This is a genomic window from Paenibacillus montaniterrae (assembly GCF_018403185.1).
Classification (GTDB): Bacteria; Bacillota; Bacilli; order Paenibacillales; family Paenibacillaceae; genus Pristimantibacillus; species Pristimantibacillus montaniterrae.
Genome location: NZ_BOSE01000003.1, coordinates 1 through 20,000, shown reverse-complemented (window position 1 = coordinate 20,000; position 20,000 = coordinate 1). Strand labels below are relative to the sequence as shown.

At 46.5% G+C, this 20,000-nt stretch carries 13 protein-coding genes; 2 read left to right on the top strand and 11 right to left on the bottom strand.

Going from position 1 to position 20,000, the window contains the following annotated elements; genetic code table 11:
• Positions 1 to 77: 77 nt before the first annotated feature.
• Positions 78 to 848: an SDR family oxidoreductase gene (locus KJS52_RS09230; protein ID WP_213514488.1), complete on the bottom strand. Its 771-nt coding sequence runs from the start codon at positions 846 to 848 to the stop codon at positions 78 to 80.
• Positions 849 to 927: 79 nt separating this feature from the next.
• Positions 928 to 2,196: a nickel pincer cofactor-dependent isomerase, group 22 gene (locus tag KJS52_RS09225; RefSeq protein ID WP_213514487.1), complete on the bottom strand. Its 1,269-nt coding sequence runs from the start codon at positions 2,194 to 2,196 to the stop codon at positions 928 to 930.
• 224 nt (positions 2,197 to 2,420) lie between these two features.
• Between KJS52_RS09225 and KJS52_RS09220 the strand changes: the two genes are divergently transcribed.
• Positions 2,421 to 3,638 carry an ROK family transcriptional regulator gene (locus KJS52_RS09220; protein ID WP_213514486.1) on the top strand — a complete coding sequence of 406 codons (1,218 nt, stop codon included), beginning with the start codon at positions 2,421 to 2,423 and terminating at the stop codon, positions 3,636 to 3,638.
• 115 nt (positions 3,639 to 3,753) lie between these two features.
• Here the strand turns inward: KJS52_RS09220 and KJS52_RS09215 are convergent, their stop codons facing one another.
• The 8 genes from KJS52_RS09215 to KJS52_RS09180 all read right to left on the bottom strand — a co-directional run bounded on the left by KJS52_RS09215 (position 3,754) and on the right by KJS52_RS09180 (position 17,415).
• Complete coding sequence (locus KJS52_RS09215) at positions 3,754 to 4,425, bottom strand: DUF4956 domain-containing protein (protein WP_213514485.1); 672 nt, start codon at positions 4,423 to 4,425, stop codon at positions 3,754 to 3,756.
• A 31-nt stretch (positions 4,426 to 4,456) separates the two neighbouring features.
• Positions 4,457 to 5,167: a polyphosphate polymerase domain-containing protein gene (locus KJS52_RS09210; protein ID WP_213514484.1), complete on the bottom strand. Its 711-nt coding sequence runs from the start codon at positions 5,165 to 5,167 to the stop codon at positions 4,457 to 4,459.
• The gene (gene pelG, locus KJS52_RS09205; RefSeq protein WP_213514483.1) at positions 5,168 to 8,272 is read right to left on the bottom strand and encodes an exopolysaccharide Pel transporter PelG; all 3,105 of its coding nucleotides are present in this window, start codon (positions 8,270 to 8,272) and stop codon (positions 5,168 to 5,170) included.
• A complete protein-coding gene (pelF, locus tag KJS52_RS09200; RefSeq protein WP_213514482.1) occupies positions 8,247 to 9,686 on the bottom strand; it encodes a GT4 family glycosyltransferase PelF in 1,440 nt (479 codons plus the stop codon). Before pelF ends, pelG begins: the two co-directional genes overlap by 26 nt.
• A gap of 8 nt (positions 9,687 to 9,694) precedes the next feature.
• Positions 9,695 to 11,536 (bottom strand): DUF2194 domain-containing protein, encoded by a 1,842-nt coding sequence (locus tag KJS52_RS09195; protein WP_213514481.1) that lies wholly within the window; start codon positions 11,534 to 11,536, stop codon positions 9,695 to 9,697.
• A complete protein-coding gene (locus tag KJS52_RS09190; RefSeq protein ID WP_213514480.1) occupies positions 11,514 to 12,431 on the bottom strand; it encodes a hypothetical protein in 918 nt (305 codons plus the stop codon). The genes KJS52_RS09195 and KJS52_RS09190 overlap by 23 nt, the downstream gene beginning before the upstream one ends.
• 4 nt (positions 12,432 to 12,435) lie before the next feature.
• A complete protein-coding gene (locus KJS52_RS09185) occupies positions 12,436 to 14,625 on the bottom strand; it encodes an NAD-dependent epimerase/dehydratase family protein (protein ID WP_213514479.1) in 2,190 nt (729 codons plus the stop codon).
• A gap of 99 nt (positions 14,626 to 14,724) precedes the next feature.
• Positions 14,725 to 17,415, bottom strand: coding sequence for a right-handed parallel beta-helix repeat-containing protein (locus KJS52_RS09180; RefSeq protein ID WP_213514478.1), 2,691 nt, complete (start codon positions 17,413 to 17,415; stop codon positions 14,725 to 14,727).
• A gap of 347 nt (positions 17,416 to 17,762) precedes the next feature.
• Between KJS52_RS09180 and niaP the strand changes: the two genes are divergently transcribed.
• The gene (gene niaP, locus KJS52_RS09175; protein ID WP_246563371.1) at positions 17,763 to 18,986 is read left to right on the top strand and encodes an MFS transporter; all 1,224 of its coding nucleotides are present in this window, start codon (positions 17,763 to 17,765) and stop codon (positions 18,984 to 18,986) included.
• 640 nt (positions 18,987 to 19,626) lie between these two features.
• Here niaP and KJS52_RS09170 read toward each other — a convergent pair.
• Complete coding sequence (locus KJS52_RS09170) at positions 19,627 to 19,830, bottom strand: zinc ribbon domain-containing protein (RefSeq protein ID WP_213514477.1); 204 nt, start codon at positions 19,828 to 19,830, stop codon at positions 19,627 to 19,629.
• Between the last annotated feature and the right edge of the window lie 170 nt (positions 19,831 to 20,000).

Sequence of the window (20,000 nt, the reverse complement as noted above, 5' to 3'; positions counted from 1 at the left end):
TAGCGTTCGATATTCGCCGTCGAATCCGCCACAGAGCGTTACATCGTCATCAAAGTCCAGCTTTTTAAACCACCTCTCTAAATGGTCATGCTGCCGAATCCTCCGTCTACTCTAATCAGCGCCCCCGTAACAAAGCTGGACGCTGCGTCAGAGGCCAAAAATACCGCTGCGCCTTGCAGCTCGTTTGGCGTGCCGAAGCGGTTCATTGGCGTGTGGCGCATTATCGAATCGATTCGCTCCTCGCTCAAAATTTTACGGTTTTGCTCCGCCGGGAAAAAGCCCGGGATGATCGCGTTGACGCGAATGCCGTGCGGTGCAAATTCTCGCGCCAAATATTGTGTTACGCTATTAATGCCAGCTTTTGATGCAGAATACGTAAATACGCGCGAAAGCGGCGTAGTTGAAGATACTGATGAAAGATTAATGATGCTGCCTTGACGCTGCTGCTCAATCATTTTTTTCACGAATATTTGGCAGGTTAAGACGACGCCCTTCAGGTTGACGTCCATAATGTCGTCCCACTCCTCCATCTCCAGCTCAAAGAAAGGCGTAGAGCTGTTTTTGCCAGGCGCATTCAGAATTATATCCCAGCCGCCGCTCCATGCCTCGATTTCACTTGCAGCTGCCTGCAACGATGCTTTCGAGCTGACATCGGCACTGAACGCCTTGGCCTTGCCGCCGCGCGCAATAATATGCTGCGCTACTGCTTCTGCCTTTTCCAGATTGCGGCCAATAATAGCCAGCTGTGCCCCATGATCAGCAAGCCCCTCGCAAATGGCTGAGCCGAGTGTGCTGTTCCCCCCGAAAGCTAGCACCGTTTTCCCTGTTAAATCAAATAACTGCGACATCTCTTCCACTCCCTGCTATAATTTCGATCATCATCTAAGCGGTTGTTCAAAAAGCCTGACTTCGGTGACGATGGTTTGTCTAAAATAAATTGCCCTGCTCGTCGAAGCTCATCGGATACGGTCCTTCAACGACTTCCATTTGCGGATGCTGCTTCACGTAGTCAAGCAGCGCCTCTGAAACTTCAATTTCGCTAATTTCCAACGTATTATGAATGCGAACAAGCTTCACCTGCTCAAAATCCAAAATGTTGCACGTTTTAACAGCAGCCTGAATGCATTGCAAATCATTCGGCAGCGTCGTAGCAATTTTCGTCGGCGCGCACACCGTTGAGGTCAAGCCGTTGGCATAAGTAACCTCCAAATCCATCTTGTCAACCAGTCGCTGAGTTGTGAAATCCGCTGTGCCTACGCCGTTGGCATTGCCTTCTGTTTGCGGCGTCAAATCAAGCACGCACATTTTGTTGACATCAGGGCCGCCATGCGCATATGGAGTTGGATAGCGTCCTGTAATGTTCGGGTCCATCCCGTCGCCGCTAATATTTTTGCCGATCTGGTCAATGACGAGCACGTCGATCTGATCGAAAAACAGCTTGGGCAGCAGTGTTTTAGCCTTTTCTTGCAGCGCAGGCTCCTGCTCAACGATCTCTTCCTTCGTCAGCACCTCAAGATGTGCGACCTTGTCGAAGGCGTTCTCAATGCTCGCTACGCCAAACAGCAGCGGCTTTTTGTCCATAATCATATGAGCCATTGCCGGCACATTTTCTGCCATATATTTAAATCCGAGCTGGTGGCAAGCCTCTGCGCCGCGCTGCTTGCCCAGCCCAATGCTGATCATTTTCATAATGCCGCTTTCTACCGGCCCGCGGAAGGCGGTATGCGGCTTAATGCGGTTAATGACGACGATGCCGTCTGCTTCTGAAGCAAATTTGTCGATATATACAGGCAAGCCATTCGGCAGCGTGCCAAGCTGGACAACCTCCATCGAGGAACGAATTTCGCACTGCACGCTTTCCTCAGTTACGCCCAAATGCGCCAGCACCTCGCGCTGCCCTTCAGCAGTCGCACCACCATGACTGCCCATGCTTGGCACAATAAATGGCTTGGCTCCCGCTTCCTTTAAAAATTGAACGGTGGTCGCCGTAATTTCGACCAAGCGATCGAGTCCGCGACTGCCGACCGCAATTGCAATTTCCATTCCAGGCTTAACCAGGCGCTTAATTTTTTCCTGCTCCAGCTTCGCGCTCAGCTCTGCACCAACATGCTCAATACTCGTTCTGTCAAAGCTAACCTTTACCTTGGCCATCTTAGGCACGGGTATATTTTTCAAAAGCTCCTGTACAATTCCCATCGCGTCATTCACTCCCACTTATGTGATTAAAAACAAATTTTGACTTCGATTCGATGTTGTTATACTATTTTGTTTAGTAGGTAAACTAATTATAGTTTTAAGGTAACAATTCCATTGCGCTTTGTCAAATACTATTTTCCGCATTGCAGATGCATGAATTTGCGCAAATGCCAGGGCATGTCTAAGAATTTCGAGGACAGCCATCTTCAAGGAGGAGGTTGGGTATGGCAGCAGGTGATGCAGCACTCATTAAAAAGATCAATCGCTCGCTTATTATCAATGAAATTGTAAAGCATGAAGCTATTTCCCGCGCCAATCTATCCAAGGTTACGAAGCTGACCCGCGCGACGATATCCGCTCAGGTTGCCGACTTAATTGAGGAGCAGCTCGTCGTTGAAAAGGAAATCGAATATAATCTGGTCGGCCGCAAGCCGACTATGCTTTCACTAAATGCCGAGGCTGGCTATGCACTCGGGATTGATTTGGAAAGAAATCAGCTGACCTTTGTCGTAACGGACCTGCTGGGCAGCCCCGTTTCCGTTGACGTTATGCGCTGCGACTGCACGAATTACGCGGACACGCTGCGTCTGCTCATAGCGCAAATATCGAGCTACCAGCAGCAGTACAACGGTCGGCGCTACGGCTTGATCGGCATCGTCATTTCCGTGCATGGGCTTGTCTCCTCTGATGAAATGATTCATTTCATACCGCGCCTGGACTGGCATCAGGCTCCGCTCAAGCAGGATTTGCAGGCGGCGCTTGGCGTAGAGGTTCATATTGACAATAACGCCAATCTTAGCGCTTATGCCGAGCGCGTATTTGTCCATCATCCTACGAAAAATTTAATTTCTGTATCGCTGTATTCAGGTATCGGAATGGGCATGATCGTCAACGATCAATATTTTAGCGGACATGACGGCTTTGCAGGCGAAATCGGCCATATGATCGTTGTTCCGGCAGGCAAGCCATGCGAGTGCGGCAATCAAGGCTGCTGGGAAAAATACGCCTCTGAAACGATTGTCTTCGAGGCTTTGTCCAAGCTTTACCCCGATCAGAAGCTGGACTATACCTTCATCCTGCAGCAGGTTGAGCAAGGCGATCAGCGGCTTGCTGACGTGATGGAGCAATACATTTACTATTTAACGATCGGTCTGAACAATGTGATCAACATCTATAATCCAGATGTCGTTGTGCTGGATAGCGGACTGCTGCGAATTTATCCGGATGCGCTGAATAAAATTAAAGCCGGCCTGCGCTCGCGAATCAGCCATTATCACGGGCTCTATATTTCAGAGCTGGGGAGAACCTCATGCACGTTAGGGGCATGCGCCAAATCGATTCAGCAGTTTCTCGACATCCCGGCACTCAGCTTGCCTTACCATGCCGCCTTGTCTCTGCCTGCGGCTGCGCCCGAATATACGCTATCCTCGAGCATGGAATAACGAGACAATCATGCTCATCATCAACAAACAAGCCCGATGCTTGTGCCGAGACGATCGGCTGCAAGCTTCGGGCTTGTTGTCATGCAATTTATAGTGCTTTCTCCTATTGTGCGTGTTATTGCGCGTAATCTCCAGTGTAATTGACCAATGAAGCGTCACTTACTCCTTTAATATCAATTAAGGTTTGCAAAAACGCAGTGTTGTCATCCACCAGTCTAATTTCATAGGTGACCTCAGTATAGTTTTTGCGCACATTTTTCGATTTCAGCTTGCCGCGCAGCTTCTTCAGCTCAGGGCGCAGCTCGTTCGTTGCTTCATCAGTATGACGAATAATTAGCAGAAAAGCCTCTTCTTTAATTTTGCGTCTGCTCATCCAGAAAATGACGAGACCGATAATAAGCGAGCCACCAATCGCCAGCGGATAAATTTTAGCACCCGTTGCAATCCCGGCGGAAATCGCCCAAAACATATACACGATATCAAGCGGATCCTTGACAGCAGTACGGAAGCGCACAATACTGAGCGCGCCGACCATACCAAGCGACAGCACGATATTGGTGCTGATCGTCATAATAACAAGCGTCGTAATCATCGTCATCAGCACGAACGACACATTGTAGTTGTAGCTGTACACCACTCCGCGGAACGTCTTGCGATAGATCGCATAAATAAACATTCCGATAGCAAATGAAATAATTAAACCAACAATAACATCATAGTATGATACCGTTCTGAAGCTTTCCAGCGTTAATACACTTTTCTTAATAATATCCTCAAACGTAGTCATTCATATCCTCCAAACTATTCTACGTTACACATTATTGTGTATGCAGCAGCAAATGTTTTTCTTTACATAATACATATTTGGAAATGCTCGAGCGCAAATTTTTAGCTGGAGTAACGAGCTGTCTGACAACATTAGGCAGCACATCGTCAAACTTTACCTCCATAATCGTTACACCAGGCATTATAATCTCGGACAGCATTAGCTCCGGATGGAATAAATCCAGCTGATTCGCGCCAACGGCAAGACGCTTGTCGAATGTAATACGCACATTGCCTTGCGGAAAAATATACGCCTCACGCCAATAGTCAACAATCGTAGTCGGCAAGTAGCCGTAAGAGGTCATTGCCGCATAAAAATCCTGCGCCAGCGGATCTCCGCTTTCGTACAGACTATTGTAGTCTCCCTGCAGGATTTGCTCATATTGCTCTCTACTAAGCGGGACAGACTCCTTGGCAACGAAATCGCCCATCTTGCTTTTGCGCTCCAATGCAATATGCCGATCTTCGCCATTATAAATGCGAATCCGAAACTTTTGCCGCTTGAAAACACCATCGTTTTTCGTTTCAAGCGACGTTCTGCGCGGATCATCAAAATAAAGGCTGCGAATATTGTAGCCGTCAATATCAACCGAATTCGGGTCCAGCGTCAGCAGCTGTGATACCTTCATACGCAGCGTCAAATAGTCATGCATATGCAGATAATACTTTTGCTCGGTACGCAATCTTTTTCCTCTTAGCCTCATCTAGTTCACCTCGAAATCTCTCACGCCGTAGTACTTTTCGCCTTCGTGATCAAGATAGATTTCGAAATTGTATTGCTGATTGCCTTTGCTATCAACAACATCAACAAGCCAGAAATAGCGGCCAGGCTCAGGCTTCGGAATTGAGTAGGAAACATCCTTCAGCTCCATGTTTTGATGGACAATATCCTTCAGCTCCTTATCTCTGGCAACCGTTATGCGATAGGTCAAATCATCATCCTGCAGGTCAAAGGATACGCCCCAATCGAAGTACAATCTTCCATCGCGCTCCACTACTGGATTCATATAAAATGGCTTAGGCTTTTCCAAATCCTCGTAATAGCGCTCCATGGAATTTTTAGGCGTATTAATAATGCGCTGGATATCCTCTTCATATTGCGAAACATGATCAGGCAAATATTGAATATCCGGCATGCGTCTTACGAAAGGCTCAACAATGCCGAGATATTTGTCAATGTGTGCAGAGAGAGTCTCTTCGTTAATGTAATGCTCATACAGCTCTTCCATCTTTGCAGTCAGCTTATCGACATTTTCCTGGTTTCTAAAGTAGCGGTTATGAAGGCTAACTCCCCAGTAGTTGCTGATTCCCGCTTGATATGGACGAATGAAGTTCATATTTCTTTGCAGCTCCCAGCTGCCATCATAGTCCCAAGGCAGGAAGTACCACTTATCAACATTAAGCGGCGAATACAGGAAGAAGTTGTTGGCATCGGTATCCATGTTGTCCATCAAAATATTCACAGCCGTCCATGTCAAGAAGTTGTCCATATCAAAATACTTTTCGATTGTTTCCTCGATTGGAATACTGTAATCATTGACAGCTTCAAGCATTTCAATCAGCTTTTCATGCTCCTCGCGCCCTTTTATTTCAAGAATCTCCTCAAATCTAGCGACGTCATAGGTCGGATCGTCAGTAGATTTGATTTGATCCGGATAGCGGAAGAACTCGAAAAATTTAACTTTGTACAAATATCCGTTTGGATCAAGCAAATGAGCCTTCAAAAACTTTTTGTTAGGCTGCTCTACATGGGTATACAAGCCATAATCTACATAAGGCGCATCCTTTTCGCCGTTAGAAAGATCCTTGACATAAAGCTGGACAAACTGTGTTCTCAAGCTCGTCATATCAGGGATCGTTTCCATCAAATCAAAGCTGAGCTTGTTGCGCAAGCGCGACAAATCGTCGATATGCTTATTCAGATTCAAGGTCCGCTGATCCATATAAACCCCTGCATCATCGTACAGCTTCAAGCGATATGATTTTTGCACACGTCCCCAAGCCGAATTGCCTCGTACTGTAATCGAAGCATTGGCCTGCGACGCGTCAAATTCAAACATCCCGGCTTTAGGGCCAGCTCCGTCAGGCAAGCCTTCCTGTACAATGACCTCAAGATCCTGACCAAGCTCCTTGTCGACCTGGCGATTCAACTGGTACCAGTCAAAGCTGTTGCCTTCCTCTTCCTTCGGCAGCACCGTAATATAAAGCGCCTTTAATGAATCGTCCTGATCGCGCTCATATAAGCGCTTGTCGTCGACAAGCCGGTAGCTGACCTCACCCGCCAGCGCAGCGCTGCCAGTTTCCTTTAATTCCTCCAGACTGTTGTCAGACACATCGCTGCACGCTGTAGCAAGCAAGCTGATCACGAGCAGCATCGTCGCCACGCTTGTTTTGAAGCGTTTCGTTTTCCCTTTCGGCTCACTATTTTTCTTGTAAATTGGCTGAGCGCAGAACGTGTAGTAATCGATATTGCGCAGCACATAGAGCAATCGGCCAATAACAGCAAGCAGCGCAACAAACGAAGCGATGAACATGCCGAGCCCGTCATAATTAAGCTTCATCGTAACAATCGTGCAGACAATGTTAAGCACAAAGAACAGCAGCCCAACAAAGAACACGCCTTTTTGGTCATCAAAGTACATAAGCACATGAACCAAAGAAAACAAAATGATAAACAAGTAGTAGGCCAGAGCCAAAATAATAAACAAATCAAGCTGCTGCATCGTAAATCCAATTTTCGGTAATAGCAAAATTCCTACTCCTATCGAAAGAACTGTAAATAATAGTTGTATTTCCATCAAAAAGCTAATTTCCCGTACCAACGTTTTCTGCATTTGCTTCTTGGCATTTTGAATATCCTGCACCGTGCCGTCGTTAAGCACGTTTAAGTAATAATGGCGGAACTTCTCGAAAAACGACGTTTCCACGGACACGACAAATGTAACAAGCGTCGGCATAACCGATAAAAATGCGTAGAAAACAGGCACATCATAAAACATATAAACACGAAAGGCGTCGCCGATTACATAACCGTTGTCGCTAAACCAATAGACAAAGTTGTGCAAATAAATACCGGAATAAATCAAGCAGCCGCTAAAGAACATCGCCGGAAACTTCTTGAAGTATTGCAAAAACTCATAGTAGACACTTGGATCAGCCTTAGGAAATTTTTGCTGAAAATGAAGTCCTGTCAGCAGGCAAATGATGAAAAAGCCGACATCCAGCCCGATAAATGAGCTGAGCAGCGTTGATACCTCGAAAAACTTCATCAGCACCCAGGCTACCAGTACCGTCGAAAGCGCACCTATAAAGAAGCTGCGCGCAATTCGCACATAGTCCTTCAACGCAGACAAGTAAACGCCCTGAATCCAGATAATAACTAGAAATATAAAGAAGAAATAAGCGCTGAACTTATAGGCAAGCCCCGCCTGAACCTGACTTAAAAACAGAACAGATACAATTGAAGCAAGCGGAATGATAAGACTTAACACCCCATAATAGGATGACATCAGCTTGCGATAATCCTTCGTATACAGGCAATCCGATACGTAGCGCGTAATCAATAACGAGATGCCTGAGGTAATAACAATCGAAAAAATAAAACAATACGATACCGTAGCAATATACAGCTCCCAATCCATGTAGCTTCCGTCGTACCGCGACATTAAATATTGCAAAATAATAATTAAAGACATGCATAAAATCATGGGTCCGACCGTCGTCATGGAGGAATATGCATAGGCTCGCAAATTATTCAGCAGACCTTCCTTGCGAAAGAGCTTCCTAAGCTCGAATCCTATCCCTGCCATTTGCCTTGCCCCCCAATTCCAAATATAGTTTGCGATAATTAGAGATGACGTCCTCATGCCGATAATATCGACTTACACGCTGATAAGCATTTTCGCCATACTGCTCTCTAAGCCGCTTGCTGTTAGCCAGCTTGATTACAGCCTGAGCGATTTGCTCGACGTGCATGACAGGCACAACTATGCCGGCCGGTCCGATTCCGTCATCCAGCCCTTCCAGCAGCTCCTTGCAGCTTCCGACATTCGTCGCAACATACGGCTTGCCTGCGGCCATTCCTTCCAGCATCGCAAGCGGCTGCCCTTCACTGATGCTGGTGAGCAGCAAAATATCCATTTTACCGACATACTCCATAATGTTGACAGCGCCAGTAAAGATAACGTCCTTCAGCTGCAGCGAGCTTACGAGCCTTATGCACTCCTCGTAATATTCTTCATCTTCCTCGTAGGAGCCCATCACATAGAAAACAGCATCCGGTATTTCTTCCTTAACTAGCGCGAAGCTTTGCAGCATCGTTTTAATATCTTTAATCGGCACGACGCGAATGATCGCACCAACAAAAAGCTGCTGAGCAGGCTTCTCTCGATCCAGCTGCTCATACTTGGCAATATTAACGCCGTTCGGAATGATTTGAATTTTGTTGGCTTCGCAGCCCAGCTCGATCTCGATTTCACGATTGCGATTAAACAGCGTCGTGACCTGGTCGGCATGGTCGTAGGCACAGCTCGATAAACGGTAAAAATATTGAATCCACAAATCCTTGAAATAGCCCTTTACCCAATCCGCCTTAATAATTTCTTCCTCTCGCTCACGCGAATAAATGCCATGCTCCGTCAACAAATACGGCTTATTGTATAAAATTTTGGCAAGCGCCCCGACGACGCCGGCATAGCCGGTAGATACGCTATGGTACAAATCAGCTGCAGGGATTTCCTCGCGAATCGTAAGAAACAGCGGCAAAATCATCGAGCGCACCGTCCAAAACATTTCAGTGTATGGCACAAGCGGGTAGCACTTCATGCATAGCTCCTGCAGCACATCATAAAAATCCTTGCTCTGCAGAAAATCGGAAACTCGCGTATATTGCTTGCGGCGCAACAAAGTAAACAAGCGCTCCCATTCAATTGTCCCGCTATCGCCCAGCAACCGCAGCAAGTTTTCACGGTCGGTTTCTTCAAGCTTGAATCGTCTGCCCCACTTTCCTTCCTCTGTCAAGTAGGAGTCGAGGAACGTTTCCTTTACTTCCACGACATTGGGAGGAAGCTCATACTTGAACTTCCCCTGCTGTGAACGCTGCGCAGCAATTGTAAAAATAACAAATTCATGCTCTTGCATCTGTGTCGCAATTTCATGAATCCAGCTGGAGACCCCACCCGTTACATACGGATAGGAGCCTTCAGCAATTATGCAAATTCTCATTCCTTCACCTACTTTAGCTCGATATTAAAGCTCGCGTCCATCGCTTCCACCAAATACGTATGCTCGTCGATCAGCTTAACCTGGCAATTCGTCAGCCTCCCGATTTTTTTCTTGGAGCGAAGAATAAAGTATTGCGGCGTCTCATAGTTGTCGATCTCAACGCTCAGCTTTTTATCCGTCTGACTGCGTGTTAGTTGGCTATTCAAAACTGTGGCAACATGCATTGCAGCATCTCCCGAGGTTTGTGATTTCAGCCAAGGGTACGTATCATGGACTCGGTCCAGCATATGTTCAAAATCTTTATAAAGCTCGCTCCACACCTTGCCGCCGCCGCGATGATCATCCAAAAGGTCATCCGGGTGAATAAAGTGCGAGAAGTATCCATGCGCCGTCATAATGCTTGCCTCCAGCCACAGCATATCCGGCGAATCGGCATAGCCTGAAGTGATGCGCGGCATCTCAACAACGCCGTCTTCGGCAATTTCAAACTCCTGAACATAGGAAAACCCTTCATGATCCTCCTCATACAAGCTGGAAACTACCCGCAAGCTATCCCAGTTTTCCTTAAGCGCAGTTCTGCCCTCTTTGCTTAACACATTGGAAGGCGGCACATAGCTGACTGTATGATAGTTCGGAAAAGCACGCTCGACAAAAGCAACGACCTCCCGTACCGCCGCTCCCATGTCCTCATAGGAATTCCACGTTTTGTAGCCGTACGCCTTGGCAATGTCCTCACGGAACTGCAACGGCTGGTGGTTGTAGCCGTGGATGCCGATTTCACCGCCTGTTTTCAGCACCTCGCGTCCATAAACGATCAAATTCGTCAGGTCTTCCTGTCTATATGCAGGCAATGGAGCGGCAACGGCTTCGTTATAATCCTCGATCGCCACCGCAGTATATTTCAGATCATAATTTTTCGCCACGCTAATCATATCAGGCCACCAAATTTCCTTAAAAAACGAGGCGACATTGCGATTGTATTCAGCTGTTATGATCGGATGCTTTTCCGAACTCATCGGTGCCGGGTAATCATCAATGTAAAACAGCTTGGCATTGAAAATCGGATAAATATAATCTGGAACTAATAGACTAAGCGCGCCGACGATCAATCCACGATTGGATTTCATAAACAAATTGTTGCCATTGTATACGAAGACCGCGCCTTCGCCATGATCATAGCGCCAAGCCAACGGTGAAAGCTCTCCCTTGGCATACAGTTCGCTGCCATGGTCCAGCTCTACCGAAATAGAATCATTGTAGAAATAGTCATCCGCAAATTTTTTACCCGTTTGTCCGATTAATAGATTCGAGGTAAATTCAATGTCGTTATTGCCAATGACAAACCAATAGTTCACAATACCCAGCTTGCGATAGATTTTAGTAAAGACTGGTCCAGGATGATCCATTCTTGCAAAAAATACATAACCGCCGCTTTCAATATATTGCTCGAGCTGCTTGATCGAATCGGCCATCGTCTCCATATTGCTCAGCACAATAACAGCTTGGCAGGAGTCATAGCTCAACGTATCCGCAGCAGTATCCTGCAGCGTGTATGGCTGCTTAATGTAGCGGTACACTTCTTTGAAGTTTTTATAGTATTTCTCACTAAGCTCATCCGTACTGTCGTATACGATGCAATGCTTGCCGACGCTGTCTGATTCGTCGACAAGCATGCTTACTTGCGTAACAGTATCCTGAAATTGCTCCCATTGCTCCAAGGACATTTGATTGTCATTGGATATATATTTCAAAACGAGATCCGAGCGGGCAAGCTGCGATATAATGCCAAAAATTAAGATGCAAAGTAGAATGATGTATACATTTCTTCTAAATCTGATGTTGTTGTCCATCTCCGACCCCTTTAGACCAAAATCTTACTGTTGTCAGGCCTTCGTTCGACAAACGTATTGGCGAGCTTTTTAATCGGTTTAAGGTTTGCTCCAGTTTCTGATGCGAACGAATAACAAAGTAATATCTGAGCAGCGCCATATAAGCCTGCTCGCTTAAAGGATAATGCTCCACATAGAGCAGCGCTGTTTGCTCCGCATCGGCATAAATGCCCAGCTCTATCTCAATATCGAGCTTGGCTGCAAACAACGCTTCCTCCTTCTCGTGCTGCTGCAAATAATGCGTTAAAACCGATAGATACGTATATTGATACTTGCGCTTCGTGCGCTCATCAAGAAAGCCGCTCTTCAAGTAAATTGCGAGCACCTCAATATATGCCTTGGCGAGCTGAGCATTGTCCTGCTCCTGCTCGTAATGAACCTCGAGCTCCTGCAGCGACATAAGCAGCTTGCGCTTAATTTCCATAATGGCGCTGACCGCATAGTGCGAGGTTTCCGTATCCTCGTTGCTGATTGCTTGCTGCAGTACTTCAATATATTGAATCGTGTCCTGCTTAAGCACATCAATCAATACTTGACGTCGTTCACGATGCTGGCTGACGATTAGCGCATCCTCAATCGGCACAATGTCAAGCTCGCGCTGCCTTTCTATGTTGTGAAACACGCCAATTCTGCGAATTTTGTGCTCCTGCTGCTGGTTTTCAACGTATTCCGAAAACTGCTGCTCCGAGCGGCGTTTTGGCTTTCTAATCCATATAATCGGCAGCAACCAGCCAATGACAGGAATGCAGGCAACAATAAGCAGCTTGATCAGCAGCGTCTGCTTATGACTCCAATTGAATAATGCTAAAATAACAGCACTTACGACCACATAAATTCCGTATACTAGCCAAAGCATGACCTCACCCCTCACTTAACACCGCAAATGATATTTTAGGATGAGACAGTCTGGACATAATGACCTCGATATCCTGCTCACTTGTGTTGGACAGCAGAACCTGAAGCTGCTGCTCCTTGTTCACTCCCAAATAATCCGTTTCACGCAGCAGCGGTGTAATGAACTGCGATGCCTCCTGCAGCGAAATATCGTCCAAAGCGCTTTGCAGCAGCAAGTAAGGCACCTGATGCTGATGCTTGATTTCATTTTTCGATTGCAAAATCTCACTGAAAATAGCAGGCTGCAATATCGTCGTGCCCTCTACATAGCGATCGTTTTCAGTAGCATCAATAAAGGTGAACGCCTTGCTAAGCGCGGAAGCGATCAAATTCGTCGTAATCTGGAACAGATTTTGATGATAGAGCGAGAAGCTTTCGAATTTCATGCCGTCAACAGCAATAATCGCTGCTACTTGATCACGATGATAGATTGGCGCAACCATTAGCGGAACATCCGCCTCCAGCTCCTTATTGACATAAATCTGTCCGTTTTCCAGCACCTTCTGCAGGTAAGGAAAATCCGCAACACGCAGCGATTTCTTCAAATCGTCAGCGTGATGGCCCGAGCTGGCAAGCAGCCGCAAATAGCTTTGGTATTTATTAACGCGGTAAATCGTAACCTTCTCTACGCGCATAATCGACTTGACAACATTAACAGCAGAGTTAAACACGATTTCCGGCTCCAAACTCTCAAGCTCTTTCGTTGCGTAATAGATTTTGCCGTAGCTGTCGCCAGAATTTAAAATACGAAGCTGAAGCTCATCCTTAACATCGCGCACTTCTTTATAAATGTTTTCAAGAAAATCATATCGCTCTGTTGCTTCAGACACCTTCTGCTCCTGCTGGGCGATGCGCACATTTTTACGCTCAATTGCATACCCGACCACAAGGCCAATAAACAGATAAATCGCAATGCGGAAAAAGAAATCTGTATCATAGGTCAAGCTCAGCAGGTCTCTGCCCGCCTGCAGCTCCTGATAGGTCAGCAAGCAGATCGATAAAACAACGGAAATAAGTGCCTGACGATTGCCGTACAAAATCCCTATAATCGTAATATAGAACAGCTTGACATCAATCACGCCGTACATGTTGTCAACGAGACTCAAGCTCAACCAGGCCGTCAGAATGAATGCTGCAAAATTCTCCAAAGTTGGCAGCAGCCACTTTCGTCGTTGTCTCATGCGAGCTTTGCTCTGCTTCAGCTCTGCGGTCGCGGCAGCTGATACCGCCACCTCGGCCTGTGCGCGCTGTCCGGCGAAATAAGCATATGTACGTTCCAGGCCCTCCTTAAAGCTGTATAAAGGAGCCCAGTCCAGGTCGCGCATAACGGCTGCATTGTCAAGTCGAGAATGCTTAATGTCCTGGTCGCGAGGCGGATTTTTCTGCACCTTCAAGTCCGGCTGCAGCTGCGACAAATATTCGATCAAATCATTGACCGAGCTTGACTGATTGGTAGATAAATTATACAAGCCGGTAACCGACGCATTTACACTTCGGAAAACAGCATCTGCCACGTCCTCAACATAGATAAAGTCTCTCGTCTGCTCGCCGTCTCCATAAAGCTTTAACGGCTTGTTGTCGAGCAGGTCGTTAATGAAGATGGAAACTACGCCGCCTTCTCCACCAGAGTTTTGCCGCGGCCCGTAAACATTGGAAAACCTGAAGCCAATCGTTGACAAATCATAGAGCTCAAGCCATTTCTTCGCATAGATTTCATTGACATATTTGCTAATGCCATAGGGTGCGATCGGATCGACTGCTTTATCCTCTTGATGCGGCACTTGCTCATCAAGACCGTACACCGCAGCGGAGGAGGCATAAATAAAGCGCTTGACGCCATACTTGGCTGACAGATCGAGCATATTGACCAGCCCCAGCACATTGGCTTCCGTATCAAGATGCGGGTTGACAAGCGATTTGCTGACGCTGACCTGGGCGGCCATATGTACGACAGCATCAAAGCGATACGCTCTGAATATTTCCTCGCATTTCGGGTCCTTCACATCCAGCACATAGCCGCGATGCTTCACTTGGACGTTTGCCTTATTGCCGGTCGATAGATTATCAATAATGTAGATTTCATAGCCTTCTTTATGAAAACGATCGGCAATATGTGAGCCAATAAATCCATATCCCCCAGTAATTAAAACCTTCATACTTCTTCCTCATTTCTAACATAAATTGATCCCGTTAGTATGGTGAGAGGCATCCAATAGCTGAGCTGCGCTAGCCAGCCAGTGGATGCCCGCATCACCTTATCGTTTCAAGTTGTATTGGACAAAAGCTCCTTCTGTCGGCAGCTTTAAGGTCGATCGATCATCCAGCATAATTCCGATCGTAATCGAATCACCAAGCTTCACTCCCAGCTGCGTCAAGCTAAGCTTCAGCTCAACAGCTTGAGTCGAGCTGGCAAAGGACGCCTTGTCGAGTGAGACTTGCTTCTGGAAGAGCCAGTTTTTACCCTCTCCTCCATAGCGGTATAGAATGCCGTTCTCGACCAAATAATCTACCCCAGAGCCCTTCCATTTGGAAGATTGATAGCCAGTTGCACTATTGTTGTCCGTATTCAAGTAGATTTGATTTTTCTTGAAGGAGGTTGTTGATTTCACTGCAACATAGAGATATTCAGCGTCATGCGTTGCATATACCGCCAGCGAGCCATCTGATTTCTCAGACACAGCCTTGAAACTACTCCAATCCTGCATGTTTCCATCGATTTTTATCGTTGGAGCAGGTGTTGGTTTGGGAGAAGGTGTAGTTGTTGGCTGCGGCTCTCCGCCTGAAGCCTGGCGTGATATCGCCGCCATTGCTCCGCCTGCTGGCAATAGATTGCTCTTGCTATCCTTCCATATATATCCTATGTGCAATTGCTGCGTATCTTGACTGTCCAAGTCAGATAATGGTATTGCCATTTCAATTGCTGTATTGTTCAGCACGATCTCGCGGTTGCGGTAATCCTTCAGCTTCTTCCAGCTCCAGTTTTTGCCGGTTCCCGAGTATTGATAAAAGATGCCATTTTCCACCAAATAGTCAGCCTGCTGATTAGACCAGTGCGGAACTGTAAAATAAGAATGGTCGGATTGATTCGTCTGGATATACAGCTGACCTTTCTCCTTCAGCAATTGTCCGCTAACAAGCACATACAGCGTCTGATCTACAATGATGCTTTTCAGCTCCTTCACATTGGAGCTGTTCGTTGCTGCTGCCGGATAGCTGGCCCAGTCATCAGCAATACCATCAATAACAAATGGCTGCTGTCCTGCTGGCGGCGACGTTATTGGCGGCGCTGTCGGCGGGCTCGTTGTCGGCGGCGCTGTCGGTGTCTCCGTTACCGGCGGACTCGTGATCGGCGGCGCTGTCGGTATCTCTGTGATCGGCGGCATTGTTGGCGACTCTGTTATTGGCGGCAGCTCGCTGCCAAATTCAGCTGCGCCTATATCAATGCTATCGCCCGTCACACGTGCAGCAGCCATCAGATCAAGCTCGCCTACCTCCTTGTGCAGCAGCGTTCCCGCGTCTATCGCAGGAGAGCCTTCGCTTAGCGCTACAATGCCTTTGCTCACAGTCATAAGCTTCGGATCTGCGATCATTGAGTTTTGATCCTGCTTCGTCGCCTTCTGGAATTGCTCCAGGCTGGTGTAGCGTGTACCGCCGTATCTCCAGTAGGAGGTATCGGCATCCAGCGCATAATACAAATTGTAGTCAATCTTATTGCCTGAGCTGGTTGGCTTGTTATCGTAAAAATAAGGTGTCTCCTTGTTCGTCATAAACATGTTGTTAACGAACACATTGTTCTGTACATAGTTTTGGAAGGTGATTTCCCCGTCTCCAGTGCGCAATTCATTGTTGCTGTAGAACGTATTGTTCAGAATCATATTTTCTTTCGCTCCTCCATTGTCAGAGGAAGATCCACCCATAATCAGCCCGGACATATGATTATGATGGATATAGTTGTTGCGCAGTATAATTTTTGTGGCGGCTTTATTGCTATTCTCGCTAGAAATTTCAAAGCCATAATTGCTATAGGAAACCTCATTGCGCTCAATAATCGTGTTCGCGCCACCATCGACATAAATAGCCGCTGCCGCACGATAGCCTCGATAGGCAGGATTGCTGATCGTATCGACATAAGAAACGTTGTTGCCCGCGACCAAGCCATTGCGTGCCTGATCTATACAACCATCCCGGCAAGCGCCATAGAAGCCGGCAATATCGATGCCGATATTGTTAACACGCTCAATAACATTGTTCTCGACCGAAAAGCCGTCCACGTTGCCAGCTACCGTTAGTGCTTCGCTGGAGCCGAGCACTAAATCATGCAAATAATTGTTGGCGATTTTAATATTGGCAATCGCGGTTTTACTGTTCCCATATACAATAATTCCATTGGCATTCGCGTCATCACCCTTATGCTCAATGTGATGGATATGGTTGTTTTGAATGATCAAATTCGACGAAGCATCAATAATCTTAATTCCGTATAGATGCTTTGAACCGTCGCTTGTACGAAAATTACCCAGCTCAAAGCCATCGAAAATGATATAATGCGCATTTCTAAATTGAACGAGACTGGAGCCACTGCTCTTTTCTCCGCTAATGACAGGAATTTCGCCAGGATAAGCTTGAATTGTAATGTACCCTAGCGTTGGCGAGCCTGAGCTTTTAATTGTAATGTTTTCATGGTAAGTGCCCCCACGTACAAATACTGTTTCACCTGCCTTGAGTGTATTAGCAGCGTGCTGAATGGTTAACCAGGGCGATTTCTCGCTGCCGTCATTGTCGTCTGATCCCCAAGTCGCCACATAATAAATCTTTCCTCGTACATGTACATTAGCATTTGCAAAAGAAGTTAAATTTGCGATGAGAACCATGATACTAAGCAGTAGTACAAAGCTAATTTTAATGCCCATCATAATCCGTCGATGCTTTGCATCCTCCAAAATCATGCGCTGTCCCCTCCGTTCAACATGTACATGCCAACTATTGTACTAACCAAATCTATACAATTTCTAAAATTGGTCGTCGAATATTAGAACAATATGGTAGTTTTAATTGTAATTGGTTTTCATATTAAATCTAGTGGACAACTATAAGAATTTACTTTTTATCAACATTTTTTTCATAAAATGGGCTAGAAAATGCCATTGTTACACCATAGCTCGCCAGTAAAGAAAATGTCGAAGCTTGCGGAATATTACGCTGCTCGTCATAATAGAAGAAAATTATGTTCATAATGGTAGCTAACCATATTTATGCGCTTTGATCCCACTTTAGCTTAAGGAGTAGAGACCTATTGAGTAACTTTTGGAAAGATGCCAAGCAGCGCAAGCTGCTAACTAACGCAGGCTTCAGTTGGCTATTCGATGCGATGGATATTGGAATGCTCTCCTTTATCATTGCTGCGCTGGCTGTTTCCTGGGATTTGGGTGCTGATCAGGTTGGCTGGCTGACGGCTATTAATTCAATCGGGATGGCCGTTGGCGCAGCACTTGCAGGCGCGATGGCCGATCGCTACGGTCGACGCATCATGCTGCTTGCGACGCTTGTGCTGTTTTGTGTGGCAACAGGCTTATCCGCATTTGCCACCAGCTTTGCCATGCTGTGCGTGCTGCGCTTTATCGCAGGAATCGGCCTTGGCGGTGAGCTTCCTGTAGCGTCAACGCTTGTCTCTGAATCGGTTCCGATCAAGGAGCGAGGCAGAATTATCGTCATCCTGGAAAGCTTTTGGGCGGCAGGCTGGCTCGTTGCTGCGCTCATTTCATACTTTGTCATTCCGGATTACGGCTGGAGAGTAGCATTTATTATCGGTGCGCTGCCTGTTTTTTACGCCATTTACTTGCGGCGGGCAATCAAGGATTCTCCGCGCTATGTCAAGCAGGCCAATGAGCAGAAGCTGAATTTCTTGCAGCGCGTTCGATTTATTTGGTCGAAGCCTTACCGTCGCTCAACACTGGTACTATGGATTCTATGGTTTATGGTCGTCTTTTCATACTATGGAATGTTTTTATGGCTTCCGTCTGTCATGGTGCTTAAAGGCTTTACCTTGGTTAAAAGCTTCCAGTACGTGCTCCTTATGACGATTGCGCAATTGCCCGGCTATTTTACTGCGGCATATTTTATTGAGAAATTCGGTCGCAAATTCGTGCTTGTTGTTTATTTGACGTTAACTGCTGTCTGCGCGCTATGGTTTGGGCTAGCTGAAACTGAAGCTTCACTGTTGACTGCGGGAGCATTGCTGTCGTTCTTCAATCTTGGTGCCTGGGGTGGCATGTACGCCTATACGCCCGAGCTTTACCCGACGCCAGCAAGAGCAACTGGTGTAGGCTTTGCAGCTTCCTTCGGCAGAATCGGCGGGATATTGGGACCTTTCCTCGTAGGAATGCTCGTTGCCAGCAATGTGGCAATTTCAACGATCTTTGCAATTTTCTTTGTCTCTATTCTGATTGGGGTCGTGGCTATCCTGATTTGGGGCAAAGAAACGAAAGGTATCGACCCGGATGCCGAATCGCAGGTCTAAGCTGTAATAGAAGCATACGATAAGATAAGCGCTTATTCGGCAGGCAGCCAGTGCATGGACCTATGTACCAGAACGCACACTTTCCGTTCTGACAAAGCAAGCTGCTCGAGCACTCCTTCGCTCGGCGCTTGCTTTTCTTATGTGCGCAAACAGGATACAGGACTATTATACTATAAAAACTGAAAAATACTTCCATATTTTTGTGGCGATCCCATACAATTTTACTAACCGTTCATAGACACTAGCCGTTGCTGCGACAATTTGCAGCTCATACACTATGCTAGATTCGGAAAACGTCAGTTATCATCATCCGAATCCACCAGCAATGCCAGTAAAGCAACAGCATCGCCGATGACAACGATAATTGCAGCGATTAGGCCTATCTTTTCAGAATCAGTCATTGAGCCCCAGCTTTTCACAGGCATCTCCCCCATCTTTTGGCACGTACTTGGAAGTTGTTGTAGTATATGACGATCGGCCAAAATTGGGCTGTGCATATGCCTATCTGTGCGAGATGAGGAATGAGGGTGCTGATGTAAGGGGATAAAAGTGAGGTACATATTGATATAAATGATAGTGAGGCGGTATTTTTGAAAAGATAAAGGGGCAAGCCTGGTGGCTGCCCCTTGCTTGTTTGCAATTATCCGAAGAACAAGTCGAGAATATTCGACCCTGTTGATGATTGACGATTGTAAAACTCAGAGTATCCGCAGTTTTTGCAAAAAACTACAACAAATTCATTTTTCTGAATATCAAACATTTTAGAAAGTCCCGTTCCTGTCATCGCCACTTCTTTCGTATCCGCATCTCTGCTGCCGCATTTTATACAGCCTTTTTCTCTCATTCTTTACCACCCCTTCAAGTTTTTATAAGGCAATGCTATATGTCATGACTTATGCAGTTCACGAGATTAACTGGTAATGGTGAGAATCTTTCCTTGAATAAACGGGCCACCAATACATAGCAAGCTGCGACGGCCAAAATTCAGAAATAAGTGTTGCAAAACGGCGTACT